The organism is Sulfurimonas indica (genome assembly GCF_009192995.1).
GTDB classification, from domain to species: Bacteria; Campylobacterota; Campylobacteria; order Campylobacterales; family Sulfurimonadaceae; genus Sulfurimonas; species Sulfurimonas indica.
Genome location: NZ_SDID01000002.1, coordinates 93010 through 105917, shown reverse-complemented (window position 1 = coordinate 105917; position 12908 = coordinate 93010). Strand labels below are relative to the sequence as shown.

The window sequence follows — 12908 nt, the reverse complement described above, 5'->3', positions numbered from 1 at the left end:
TCCCCCTTTCATAAGCGAGACACATATACTCCTATAAATTTTTCAAACAGCCGAGTTTTTCCCCTTTTATTTCTCTTGGCTGTTTTTCTTTTAATCTCTCTTTTTATGTTACACTTCCTTTATGAAAATCATTTTAAGCACGCTAAACTCACGCTATACGCATTCAGCAATCGGTCTTCGTTATCTCTATGCAAATATGCAGGAGTTGCGTGAGCATACAGAGATTTTAGAGTTTAGCATCAATGATGCCCTCCAAAGTGTGGCAGAGAAGCTTCTTGATAACAATCCTGACATCATCGGACTTGGTGTCTACATCTGGAATGCAAGCCAAATCCATGAACTCATTCATATCTTAAAGAAAGTTGCACCCTATACTACCATCATCTTAGGTGGTCCGGAAGTAACCTACCTGCCCTTCCGTGTGAACTTTGATCTGGCTGATTATATTATCCAGGGTGAAGGTGATTTAGCATTCTATCAACTCTGCAAAGATATCAAAAACGGTACTGCCCATGAGCGTATCATCCGTATGAGCATACCCAACCTCAAAGCAATAAATCTCCCGTATGAGCACTACAGCGACCATGATATCCAAAACCGATATATCTATGTAGAGGTCTCACGTGGATGCCCTTTTGAGTGTGAGTTCTGTCTCTCTTCCATGGATGAAAAGGTCCGTGCATTTGATTTGGAGAAAGTTTTAGAGGAGTTTGAAAAACTGTGGCAAAGGGGAGCGAGAAACTTTAAATTTGTCGACAGAACTTTTAACCTCAACATGAAAACGGCCAACAGCATCTTGGACTTCTTTTTAGCCAAAGAACCACCCTATTTTGCTCATTTTGAAGTCATTCCAGACCATTTTCCAGAGAGTCTGCGCCAGAAGATAAAACGCTTTCCCCATGGAGCCCTGCAGCTTGAGATCGGTATACAGACACTCAATCTTGAGGTTGCAGACAATATCTCACGCCAACTCAAGCTTGATAAAATCAAAAGCAATATCGCCTTTTTGGAAAATGAGACAACAGCGCATATCCATTTGGATTTGATTGTCGGTCTTCCGGGAGAATCGCTGGAGAGTTTTGGACACAACCTTGATGGGCTAATGCGTCTGAGCTCTTGTGAGATTCAAATCGGCATACTCAAAAAACTATCAGGCACACACATTAACCGTCATGATATCAAGCACGGTATGGTCTACAGTGACATTCCACCTTATGATATCTTAAAAAACAATCAGCTCTCTTTCAAAGATATTCAGATTATGAAGCGTTTTGCACGCTTTTGGGACCTCTACTACAACTCGGGTAATTTCAAAAAATCACTCCCGCTTCTTTGGCAAGATGCAAGCGTTTATGAAAACTTTTATGCTTTTTCACTTTGGATATATGCCAAAACAGACTCCACATACAAAATCTCCCTGCCTCGCCAAGGCGAGTTGCTCTTTAGCTATCTCACGCAGGTAAAAGAGCTCTGCGAAGAAGATGTCGCCAAACGAATGCTGCAAGATATGATGAAACTCAAAGGCAGAGCCATCCCAACTTATCTCAAAGCTTATGCAAAAAACTTTCAAATTGAAGCCAAACTTGGAACTTCAGGATTTAATAAAAGACAGCAGTAAAAATAGATATATCTTAGTTATGCAAGAAGTCTATAGTATAATAAAGCATGAATTTTTTGACAAAGCTTCTCGTGATTTTTATCATATCTTCTTCCGTGCTGCATGCAGATCAGCTTATAGATAAAAAACTAGAAGAGCGTGCGCTGAAAAAATATGGCGTTTTTGCAAAAAATCGTTTTGCCGATATAAACACATCTTTACTGCAGAAACTAAAAAATGCTTCTACTATGAAAAAGCTCAACACTGTAAACACATGGGTCAACTTCATAAAGTATGCAAGTGATAAAAAAGTTTACGGTGTCAGTGACTACTGGGCAACGCTTTATGAGTTTATCGGCAAAAACAAAGGGGACTGTGAAGATTATACTATTGCAAAGTATTATATTCTCAAAGAACTCGGTATTGACCCACATAGAATGAAATTTGCTTATGTAATCTACAAAAGCAGACGAGGGAAAAAGAGTTCACATATGGTTTTGGCCTATTTTAAAGTGCCAAATCCAAAATCTAAAAATGACATTCTTATTTTAGGAAACAACAACAGACTTGTTCTTCCGGTATCTAAACGTCCTGACCTTATCAAGGTTATAAAGATGATAAACGGAGACACCGGACCAAAATCTAAAAAATGGAAGAAACTCGAAGCCAATATGAAAAGGAAAAAACTATGACACTATTTAAACAGATGGCATTGGCACTCTCACTGATGATAATAACAATTTTAGGCTCTGTTATGGTCATTAACTATAAAACAGCCAAAGAGGATATGGTTGAGAGTCTCTACCAGACTACTGTTAACAACATCTCCTCACTAACCAACAAAATAGCCCAAACCGGGGGAGAGCCTGTTATGATTACGAGTGTCATTGACTCAGAATTTGACAGTGGCTACTACAAACGCATAGAGTTCACCTCCAATGATGCAAGCTTCAGCTACAAACAAGAGGATAACGACCCAATAGAAGGTGTTCCTGCATGGTTTATCGATTTTGCAGATATCCACTTAAAGCCTGTTAAATCTGATGTAACATCAGGATGGAATATTATCGGAAAAGTCACCGTTGAAGCAGACACTGCAATCGTTTATGAAGCACTCTATCAAACATTTACAAAACTGCTTTATCTGTTTGTGATTTTCGCTACTATCTCTTTAAGCCTTTTAAGCATTATGCTGCACTTCATCCTCAAACCGCTCAAACGCATTCAGCATCAAGCTGAAGCAATCCTCAACAATGAGTTTGTTATAGAGACAAAAGAACCCTATACTACAGAGTTTAAAGAGGTCTCTCACGCAATGAACGCAATGGTGAAAAAAGTTGAAGAGATCTTCAATAAAGCAAATGAAGCAGCACAAAGAAACCGTGAACTCCTCTATAATGACCCTGTTACAAAACTCTTCAATCGCCGCTATCTTATGCTCAAACTTCCTGAACTACTACAACTTGAGACAAAAAATGATGGTGGATGTATTATGCTTATCGCCCTTAGCGGTGCAGAGATTCTCAACAAACAGCTCGGACGAAAAGAAGCCGATGCATTTTTTTGCTCTCTTGCAGATATCTTTAAAGAGGAATCAAAAAGCATTGACGAACATCTCATTGCTCGTGTGAATGGAACCGAATTTACGCTTATGTTACCAGACTGTGAATCTTTTCTCTCTGAATCAATCTCAAGAAATATCTTTGAGAGTTTTCTGGAACTTGCGGATGAATATGATATCAACACTAAAGAGGTCTATATAAACATCGGTATCTATCGATACAGACCGGATGTTAGCATCAGTGATCTGCTTACACGTGCTGATGATGCACTGATAAAAGCCAAAGCGGATGAGCAAAAAAATATCTATGTATATGAAGAGAACAATCATAATGCCCTTCCAAAAGAAGAGTGGCGTGCTATTTTAGAAGAGTCCATAGAGAAAAACTACTTTAGTCTGAAGTTTTGGGCAACAATGGATACACAGACCAAAGAAATTAATCATAAAGTCATGACCTTTACTATTGATGGCGGGAAAGATAAACACTTCTACTATGGTGACTTTATCGCACCGGCTATCAACCTTGGACTTGTTGGTAAAATGTACCTTGTAGCCCTCAAAAATCTACTTACCATCGATCATCCTGAGCTCAAAGACAGTATCTGTTCCATTCGTCTCTCTAATGAGTTTTTAAAAGATACAAAAGCATTTGATGAACTCTCTACACTCTTTTATCTCTATGCGAAAAAATTGAACTTCAAACTCTATTTTGAGGTCTCTGACAGTTTTGCATTACATAACACCGCAACAGTCAAAGGTTTTGTTGATCTTTTTAGAAAATATAATTTTGGTTTCGGTATTAATGCTTTCACAGGTGAGAGCAGTGATTTTAACTATCTCAAAGAGCTTAATCCTGAGTTTATCAAAGCAGATGTCACATTCCTGCTTGACCAGACAGAGGAGTCTATGAATGCGCTTGAAGTTGTAACAAAATCACTTGGCATAGAAATCATTGCAAGTTTTGTAAAAGACCAAGAAGAACTCGCAGCACTGCAAAAACTTCATATCTATAAAGTACAAGGTCCGATTACAGACAGTTTTTAGAACTATATTCCTCTTGAATTGAGCCCCTTTGTCAGAGAGTCGTTTATCTCCCTGACATAGTCTGGATTTAATTTCTCCAACTCTTTATCAAACTTTATGATGATACCTTTGTTTGTGTTGGGATGGCGACAAATACGCAAAAGTACCTCTGAATAGATATCAAAATCAGAATGTGTCCGGATTCCAAGTTTTGGATGAATATGCCCATGATATTTGATGATTAGCTCCAGTGCCTCCGCTAGTTCTTCAGTTGTTGCATGCTTATTGCGAATAACTGCAAGCAGGTCCTTTAGTTCATGTTTTGGCTTTGGCTTACTCGGTTGTATATAACTTTTTTTCTCTTTTTTTTCTTTTTTCTTTCCACTTGGAGTATAGAGAAAAAATGCTATTAAAATCCCTAAAATTACGACCAGACCCATTATGGATTTTATAAGAAGAACAATATCCATCACCTACTCCTTATTCCATGGTCTTCTGGCATAACGATTTAGATCATACAAACCGGCTTGAATTGGCTCTTCTTCAAAACTCTTTGTCTGAACGAGAGATAAAATCGTATACACCTGCCCTTTGTGTCTATCTTATTATATCGAATTGTTAAAATATAAAAGGAACAAGCCTTTTTGTATGTTTTTTATAGACTTCGTACTCTTGGCTGTGGTACTGCCACAGATGTTCTTCATAAAAAAGTTTTGTAAGCATAACACTCACTAAAACTATATAGAGAACAATTTCATAAAAACTAAAATAGATAAGCACTACACCTAACATTATAGTAAGAACAGAAAGGTACATCGGATGTCTGATATAGGTATAGATACCATGAGTAACGAGCTCACACTCCTCTTTGATATCTGGGCGAATATTGAAATTTCCTCTTTCATGTGTATTGATCGCGAGCAAGCCTATGATTACACCAGCTACAGAGAAAAACATACCTGCATAAAGATAATGCATCTTTTCTCCAAGGGGCAAAAGCATCAAAAATATAATAAAGAACTGTAAAAAAACCAATATTTTACTTTTCATCTCTTTCCTTTTATAATGCTCAATAATACCACAAAGAGCAGTGAAAAGGTAACTGTTACGAAAATGATTGCATAACCGGTTGGCAAATCTAAAAAGTAAGATGCCACAAGGGCAATAACGAGGGCAAAAGATCCAAAAAGTGTTGCAAAAGCAAAAGAGTTAAATCGTTTTTGCATCACTCCTGCATAAGAGGGCGCTATAAGCAGTGCAAAAACAACCAAAACTCCAGCAGACTGTACTGAAGAGGTTACAGTTACAGCTAGCATCACAAAGAACAAAAACTCTTTTTTTATCCCCTGCAGTCTTGGATAAAGAACAAACATAACAAGACTAACAGCACTGTAAAGAGCCATGCTTTTGTAAAAATCATTCGGTGATGTAAATAAAATATCAGCCGCACTCAGTTTTGAATAGAGTTCGGTTCCTTCTGAGCTTTGTGCCAAAACCAACATTATCACAGCAATCCCAAAAGCATACAAAAGACCAATGAAAGCCTCAATCTTTTCAACATTTTTCGTTGCCCATGTGATAATAAGTGCTGCAAGAATGGCAAAAGAAAAGCTCAGTATCGTCTGATAGCTTCCATCCATAAATGCAATACTAAGAGCCATCCCAATAGCAGCGAACTGCCCTATCGCCAGGTCTGTAAAAATCACACCTCGTCTGATAATCTCCAAACCAAAAAGTGTGTGAATAAAGACAAGTATAAAGGCCAGCAAAAATGCCGGCCAAAAAAGTTCTATCAGTGACATATTCGTTTCGCTATTGTGTCGTAAAACTTCTCTAAAGTATCACTCTCTTCTACTGCTCCGACATCATGCGGGATAACAACGACTTTTACGCCGGTTTTTGCAGCAATAAACTTTGCCGTTTTTTGCTCATGATAAACATCCTGTAAAATCTTTTTTATGCCATTTTCTTTTATAGTGTTAATGAGTGCAACAGTATGTTTTGAACTTGGTGCAATTCCCGGAAGCGGTTCGATGTTGCCATAGCTTTTAATGCTATAACGCTTTAAAAAGTAGTCATATAATTCATGGTACTCTATCACTTTTTTTGTTGTACACACTGTCATTTTTGCATCAAAACTCTTGAGATAGGCTTGCCACTCTTTTTCAAACTGCTCAAAATTTTTGCTATAAAACTGTTCTTTTTTTGGGTCAAGTTCTATGAGTTTTTGCTCTATCGCTTTTGCAATGAGTAAGATATTATACGGATCAGTAAAGTAATGCGGATTACCTTGTGCATGCACATCCCCATAAGCACGAGAAACAGAAGTCGGTACTTCAATCATCGCAATAGCGTGTGATATATCTAAAAATCCTTTTGCGCCGTTACGAATTTTTGGGTTGTTGGCATTTCTCAGCAGTGGGGGCAACCAACCTATCTCCAAACCTCCACCATTGATAATGAGTAGATCAGCTCGGCGAAGTTTGGCTATCAGTGATGGTTTTGGTGTAATAAAGTGTGGATCGTACTGAGGCGAAGCTAAAACAGTCACCTCGATAGCATCACCGCCTATCTTTTTTGCTACTGCACCAAGTGTCGCATATGTTGTATCTACTTTTAGCGAAGCAAATAGTACAGATGTTAGTAATAGTGTTAGTAATATCTTTTTCATTTTACTCTCCTAATAATCATGTGCACTATGTGCACCGGCTGCGATGTTTAAACTAAGCATCACTTCATTGATGTTACGTCTTTCATCATTAATGACTTTTGTTCTGTCATAAGAGTAAGAAAATCGCAGTCGTGACATAGGAAAGGGTTTATATTCTACCATTACACTGTACTTATCCAAACCACTCGTATCGACACCATTGTAAGAAGTCAAATCTGCTTCATTCTTTGTAATGGCGTCATAGCGAAAGCCTGCCGCATAGTTTTTATCATACTGATAGATAAGCTCACTATAGAGACCTGCCTGCGTATCACTCCTTGTAGCTAGCTCTTTTTCTCTGTGAAGATATTCACTCTGCCAAAGAAGAAACGAGTAACTCCCAAGCTCTTGGCGCAGTGTCAAGTCAAGGCCATAAACGTCTGTCGCATTTGTAGTTGTATTTTTTCCGTGCGCATAACTGATACCACCAAGAATGGAGAGCTCATCTGTTACATCAAGACTTGACTTAACATAGCCTACATAGAGATTATTACTCTCATTGTCGCCAAAACTTCTCGCATTTGTCCCTTGAAGTGCTTCTGCTCCAAACATCAAATAAGCATCAGTTGGGGCTATCCACTGCAGTTGTACACCAGGGTCACTGATGCCATCTGGTCCAAAAAGAGCTTTATAGATGATGGGCTGTGCATCAAAATACCAGGAGTGGTGGTGCTTGGAGTTTATACGACCGAAAGAGCTCTTAAATTTTCCAGCTTTTACTCTTAGATAATATGGAAGCGATGTTGTCTGTACATAAGCCTCACCTATCTCAAACTCATTTGGCTGCAAGTGGAAATAGACTACTGCCTCAAAATATGGATCGACTACAGAATGTAAAGCAACCTCTGCATAGTTAAGATTAAAACCTCTCTCTTTGTTAAATGGCATCGTTGCACCTGAGGCATCAATAAAGCCCGGAATTGCAAAGTTTTCATAGTCTCCATTTGCTACATCTCTGCCAACAGCAGACATATTTAAGATAAACGCAATATCTGGCAGATAAGCATTTTGTGAAAAACTTGCACTTCTATTTACAGAAGTACTCTCTTGTTGTCGGCTCAATGCATCAAGCTTCTCTTCTAGTTTTTGTGTCGTCTCTTTTTGTGCTTGCAATTCTGCTTTTATAGCATCAATTTCACTCTCTGCCATAAGTATTGCAGAGGCAAAAAGAGACAAAGCTAATATTTTTTTCATTGTCTGTTTCTCCGTTATAAAAATAGTTGTTTAATTGTAAAGTTTAGGAGAAAAAAGGAGGAGCTCTTGCGTGAAGTGGATTTTCAGACTGCTTATCATGAAGTGTTGTGAGTTGTGTGACGATAGATTCTCTGTAAATATCAAGCTGCGTGAGATATACAACATCAACAGGTGTATCTGCATGCGCAATGCTAGACTGAATCGTACATATCTGACAATCACTATGCTGCTTGAGATCATTATGATGATGCATCGTACCCATAAGTGTTGCAAGTACGAAAACAATACTAAGATATTTTCTAAGAAATCTACTTATCATAATGAAATGTTAACATAATTGGTATAAAAGAGAAGAATGGTGGACAGCACCAGTTCTATATATGCTCAAAATCCCTATATATAGGTGCTTTATCCATATCTTCTTTAAAAAAGGTAACATATAGGTAACACAATTATCTATTTATCACTCTTTTGCACTGTGTTTTAAACTTTGGAAGTCCGTTTCTTATGATCCATTCTACAATGGCAAGGTTAACGCCTTCATAATCATGAGCAATATATGTTCGTACATCATACATTCCCTTAATGTCTTTGTCATCAAAAGCACTCAAAATATCATCTGCATGAGACTGTTTGAGCTTGTTAAACTGTTCAGCTATTGCTGTAAGATGCATAAGAATTGCCGGCCTGTTGATAACTGCATCCTCAAGTGCACCGGTAATGCTTCCAGCTTCTTGTACTATCTGCTCTATGTATTCGATTTTCTCAATTATGAGATGTACTTTTGCAATGGATTCTTTAGACATATATCGCTCTGTCTATAATGAACTTTTTGGCAGTTTTTCCCATGCCTGTACTGTCTGCCAGGTCTACTTTTGTACCCAGTGCAACACTGAGTTCTTTTTCTATCTCACAGATACGCTCTATCGCTCCAAATCCATAGCGCGCTGCAAACTCTGGAGTAGCTTCTACAAGAATATCAACATCACTCTTTTCATCTGCCTCACCACGAGAATAGGAACCAAAAAGAGCCTTAATCATAAAACCCTCTTTTTGGTACTTCGTTTTAACACTGCTAAGATAGTTGAGTATTTGTTCTTTTTTCATATGGGTATTATATCATACTGCACACTCAAGAAAAATTTCTTCTATTGTATGCTAAAATACCTGTCGCACAAAAAGGATCTTTATGAAATCTTTTCTTATTTTTATTCTCATCACTTCAACATATGCTATTGAAATCACAGGCACATGGAAACTCTCAAGTAATGTAAAAAACCGTCCTTTTAAATGTTGCGCACTCGTTGCATATGGAACAACTATCAGATTCAATACAGATAAAACTATCAATATAATAAATAAGCATGGAATAAATGTTACTGGAACAAAGAAAAAATATACACTTAAAAAGCATGATCTAAACATATTTTTAGATAATAAACAAATAGGAATGCTGCCAAATTTTTTCCTAAATCATTCATCCAGTAATAAAACTTTTAAACTACATCAATTAAATAAGAACTGCTACCTTGCCGTAGATAAAAGGAACAAAAACAATACTTTTCAAATGTGCAAACAACATTAAATTTATTTACCGAATTTTTCCGAAACAACTCCAATATTACATCCGTTATCCGTTCCTATGTCCAACCCGCTACACAGAAATATTACTCCCCAATCACTTAGGATAGGTATTTAGGGCGATTTTTTACAAATTGCATATTCAATATATTTTTACACTGGAACAAAGGAAAATAATTTAACTACCATAAGCCTCTTTTGCATTAAAAACCTTGTCTTTTTATTTTTCCCTCTCTGGAAGAGCGTATAAGTGTATAACTTTCGTTTTTTTAGATAAAAAATCCCTAAATTACGATGTTTCAAGGCTATTTAGACTTATACACTAGCGTATAAGAGTTATACAAAAGTGTATAAGTCTGGAAGTGTAGGAAGATGAGAGTTATACAAAATGTATAAGTTGTATAAGTCTTGTATAACTCTAAATGGAGTAAGAAGATGCTTTAAAGTCCTATATATAGGGATATATATAAATATATTTATACAACTTATACACTTATACACCCTTTTACATGTCTTCTTTTTATATCCCTTTAGCAGATTCACTAAAAACTTGTTATAATTTTTAAAATGCGAGGAATTATTATGACTAAATCATTAAGTATCACGAGAGGATTATTTTCAGCTTTTGCAGGCTTGATTTTAGGTTTACTGATTGCTATCAGTTATGAGCTATACAATGGCGGGATAATGATTGCAGGAGAATATAAAGTTTACTACTGGGCAGATGTATTTGCATACATAAAAAATCTCTTTTAACTTTCGGACATCCTTGTCCTGTACTGCCAACCTCCATGTCGGCAAGGTACTAAAATATATACCTGGTATGATTACACCAGGTATATAATCTACATGCTATTAAAAATTTTGGTATGCTTTCCAATATCAACAAAGACTAGTACACCTTGAACTCTTTTATATACAACAATTAGGTCACCGGCAATATGAAACTACCTGCATCCAATATGTTCTTTTAAGAGCTTATGGTCTCTAGCCTCTTTTGGCAGCTGTTCCCCTTGTAAAAGTAACTTGATGTAAGTTTGCAACCTTTGTAACTGTTTACTTGCTAATCTTACTTTATTATAACTTTTGCTATACTTCCGTGTCTTAAAATATTTAAACATGCTTACCTCCCTGTATCTATGTTTAAATGTAAATTGGTTGTCGAGCTGGAACTCGACGACTAAATTTTTAAATCCGTTTATAGTTTTCTACTGTGCACCTCCCATCATAAATTCAATACATGTCATATCCAAAATAAAAGTTCCTAAAAATATTAAATCATATTCACATTCACTTCTACTATTTATCCAAGCCATAATTATTGTAAATATTCCTTGTCCTTTAATCTGTCGCCTTCTCTTCATATTGGAAGTATGAAAAAAGTAAGTTTACTTATTTTTTATTTTCTATATTTACGCTAGAAACGCTTTTCTCTTTTCTTGCGTGTACTTATACCCATAAAAACGCTTCTAGCGCATCTATGGTTTACTCAAATATTCCGTTCTATCGATTTTTGTCGATATTAACATCCCTGTTGCTATGAGATGGTCTATTTTTTCCCTATTTAATCCTCTTGTATTGACTGCCGCAGATCTCTTTATTTTTCCATTTGGTGATTTGTCTATTTTCTTATAAAGTTTTTGCACATAATCATCTATTTTATAGTTCAATTTATCTGCTTTATCAAAGAGACTTAGTAACTTATCACTTCCCTCTCTAAAAATCTGCATGATTTCAAGCGCTTCATAAAAATACTCTTCTGGTATTTCAAGCATATTATCACTTGCCAAAATATCTATCTTTTTATATGCATTATTAAAAATATAGCTAATGAGCATAAACTTAAGCACATATGTTCCAAGTCTCACAGATGATGCTATCTCCTCTTCTGTCTCCGTATAAAATGCATCACTTGAATATGCATTAAACCACTCTATGTATTTGTGCACAACATTTTTTGACAATCTAAATTCTACCGGCTCATCATATTTTTCAAACATATCTAAAATAAACTCACCAACTTCCGCATATTTCTTTTTGTCTATATGAATATCTTTAATCTGTAATGGTTTAAAATCTAATTTTGGATGCACACTAAATAGATACCGTGCCATATATCCGCTTGCTATGTCATTTTTATGTGTAGCATCCAAAAGCCATTTTTCCGTAATCAAACCGACTTCACTTAAAATTGGAGTTCGCAATATCATTGTCCCACCCTTAACGAGTTCCTTATGAAAGACACTCCCATCAAATAGTGATGTTTTCAATGCTTTATACTCTTCGTTACTATTTCCTTTTTCAAGCTCCGACTTCATTTCATCATAAAATACAACACCGCCCTTTGGATTGTGATGTAAACTTTTAATCTTTGCTTCGGGTGTTCCGCCAGCGTGAAAGATAAGTTGCTTTAACACCGGTTCTTCTGGCTCATCTGTTTGTAGCTTTTCTTCTTTTGGCAATGCCATATACCCTTTATACAAAGTTTTATAATTTATCTTTTCTTCTTCATACTCATCATAGTATCTATTTTGAATATCTCCAAAAACACACTCTTTTGCGAACTTATAGAGTGTTGATTTAGCGGCTAAAGATGACGGGGCAACTATCATAGACCATATAACCGGAAATACGGTAATGTTCTTTGTATTAGTAATCTTTGCTCTTGCTCCTATGAGTCCGGCCATTGATGCTAGCATGACAGAAAACACCATTCCATCTGGATATTCATTTATTGATTTCAAATCATAAAATAAGCTCTTCATGAAAGGAGTTAAATGCTCATACTCCCTTTTTGGCAGCTTTGATTCTTCCTCTTTTTTATATAAGCTGTTTGCTTTTGTAATCAACGAGGAAAGCTTTATATGGTCTATCTCCCCATGTTGAAACTTTATAGTAGCTTCATATATCTCTCGTTTTATATGTAACTCTTGAAGTTCTTTTATATAGTTCACTATATAGTTACTTGGCGTTTTCACCATAATTTGGATAAGTACATTTTCATCAAAATTGCCATTCTTGGACAACTCTTTTTTAATGAACTCCTCTTCTATAGGCAAGTTCCGCTCATTTAGTGCCAACATTGCCTCATAGATATTTTTATGCCCTATAGGAAAAAATATATCTTTATTCAGCTCTTTACTATACTCTGTAAATCTTTCAGGTGCATACAACAGCGAGCTTAAAACTGCTTGTTCTGCATTTATGTTATAATTCTCATTCATGGTTTTATTTACAGGGGG

The 12908-nt window shown here is 36.3% G+C and carries 15 protein-coding genes; 5 read left to right on the top strand and 10 right to left on the bottom strand.

Annotated features, from left to right (window positions below):
* Nucleotides 1-121 precede the first annotated feature (121 nt).
* From ES948_RS01580 to ES948_RS01570, 3 genes are read left to right on the top strand one after another with little or no spacing between them, the layout of a single operon-like run.
* Nucleotides 122-1618 carry a B12-binding domain-containing radical SAM protein gene (locus ES948_RS01580; protein ID WP_152183175.1) on the top strand — a complete coding sequence of 499 codons (1497 nt, stop codon included), beginning with the start codon at nucleotides 122-124 and terminating at the stop codon, nucleotides 1616-1618.
* Nucleotides 1619-1665: 47 nt separating this feature from the next.
* The gene (locus ES948_RS01575) at nucleotides 1666-2289 is read left to right on the top strand and encodes a transglutaminase-like cysteine peptidase (protein WP_152183174.1); all 624 of its coding nucleotides are present in this window, start codon (nucleotides 1666-1668) and stop codon (nucleotides 2287-2289) included.
* Nucleotides 2286-4202, top strand: coding sequence for a bifunctional diguanylate cyclase/phosphodiesterase (locus tag ES948_RS01570; RefSeq protein ID WP_188109418.1), 1917 nt, complete (start codon nucleotides 2286-2288; stop codon nucleotides 4200-4202). The genes ES948_RS01575 and ES948_RS01570 overlap by 4 nt, the downstream gene beginning before the upstream one ends.
* Nucleotides 4203-4204: 2 nt before the next feature.
* Here the strand turns inward: ES948_RS01570 and ES948_RS01565 are convergent, their stop codons facing one another.
* The 8 genes from ES948_RS01565 to ES948_RS01530 form a co-directional block, all read right to left on the bottom strand.
* Nucleotides 4205-4651, bottom strand: coding sequence for a hypothetical protein (locus ES948_RS01565; protein WP_152183172.1), 447 nt, complete (start codon nucleotides 4649-4651; stop codon nucleotides 4205-4207).
* A gap of 148 nt (nucleotides 4652-4799) precedes the next feature.
* Nucleotides 4800-5231: a methyltransferase family protein gene (locus ES948_RS01560; RefSeq protein ID WP_152183171.1), complete on the bottom strand. Its 432-nt coding sequence runs from the start codon at nucleotides 5229-5231 to the stop codon at nucleotides 4800-4802.
* Nucleotides 5228-5983, bottom strand: a complete 756-nt coding sequence (locus ES948_RS01555; RefSeq protein WP_152183170.1) for a metal ABC transporter permease — start codon at nucleotides 5981-5983, stop codon at nucleotides 5228-5230. The genes ES948_RS01560 and ES948_RS01555 overlap by 4 nt, the downstream gene beginning before the upstream one ends.
* Nucleotides 5974-6852, bottom strand: a complete 879-nt coding sequence (locus tag ES948_RS01550; RefSeq protein WP_152183169.1) for a metal ABC transporter substrate-binding protein — start codon at nucleotides 6850-6852, stop codon at nucleotides 5974-5976. The genes ES948_RS01555 and ES948_RS01550 overlap by 10 nt, the downstream gene beginning before the upstream one ends.
* A 9-nt stretch (nucleotides 6853-6861) precedes the next feature.
* Nucleotides 6862-8085, bottom strand: coding sequence for a hypothetical protein (locus ES948_RS01545; RefSeq protein ID WP_152183168.1), 1224 nt, complete (start codon nucleotides 8083-8085; stop codon nucleotides 6862-6864).
* A 43-nt stretch (nucleotides 8086-8128) separates the two neighbouring features.
* Nucleotides 8129-8404, bottom strand: a complete 276-nt coding sequence (locus ES948_RS01540; RefSeq protein ID WP_152183167.1) for a hypothetical protein — start codon at nucleotides 8402-8404, stop codon at nucleotides 8129-8131.
* A gap of 133 nt (nucleotides 8405-8537) precedes the next feature.
* Complete coding sequence (locus tag ES948_RS01535; RefSeq protein ID WP_152183166.1) at nucleotides 8538-8891, bottom strand: HepT-like ribonuclease domain-containing protein; 354 nt, start codon at nucleotides 8889-8891, stop codon at nucleotides 8538-8540.
* Nucleotides 8884-9192: a nucleotidyltransferase family protein gene (locus ES948_RS01530; protein ID WP_152183165.1), complete on the bottom strand. Its 309-nt coding sequence runs from the start codon at nucleotides 9190-9192 to the stop codon at nucleotides 8884-8886. The genes ES948_RS01535 and ES948_RS01530 overlap by 8 nt, the downstream gene beginning before the upstream one ends.
* 82 nt (nucleotides 9193-9274) lie before the next feature.
* Between ES948_RS01530 and ES948_RS01525 the strand changes: the two genes are divergently transcribed.
* Complete coding sequence (locus ES948_RS01525) at nucleotides 9275-9670, top strand: hypothetical protein (RefSeq protein WP_152183164.1); 396 nt, start codon at nucleotides 9275-9277, stop codon at nucleotides 9668-9670.
* 578 nt (nucleotides 9671-10248) lie between these two features.
* Entirely contained in the window at nucleotides 10249-10422 is a 174-nt protein-coding gene (locus ES948_RS10810; protein WP_188109417.1) for a hypothetical protein, read from the top strand.
* A gap of 191 nt (nucleotides 10423-10613) precedes the next feature.
* Here the strand turns inward: ES948_RS10810 and ES948_RS11205 are convergent, their stop codons facing one another.
* Nucleotides 10614-10787 carry a type II toxin-antitoxin system YafQ family toxin gene (locus tag ES948_RS11205; protein WP_152183163.1) on the bottom strand — a complete coding sequence of 58 codons (174 nt, stop codon included), beginning with the start codon at nucleotides 10785-10787 and terminating at the stop codon, nucleotides 10614-10616.
* A gap of 357 nt (nucleotides 10788-11144) precedes the next feature.
* Nucleotides 11145-12890 (bottom strand): DUF3987 domain-containing protein, encoded by a 1746-nt coding sequence (locus tag ES948_RS01515; protein ID WP_152183162.1) that lies wholly within the window; start codon nucleotides 12888-12890, stop codon nucleotides 11145-11147.
* Nucleotides 12891-12908: the final 18 nt, after the last annotated feature.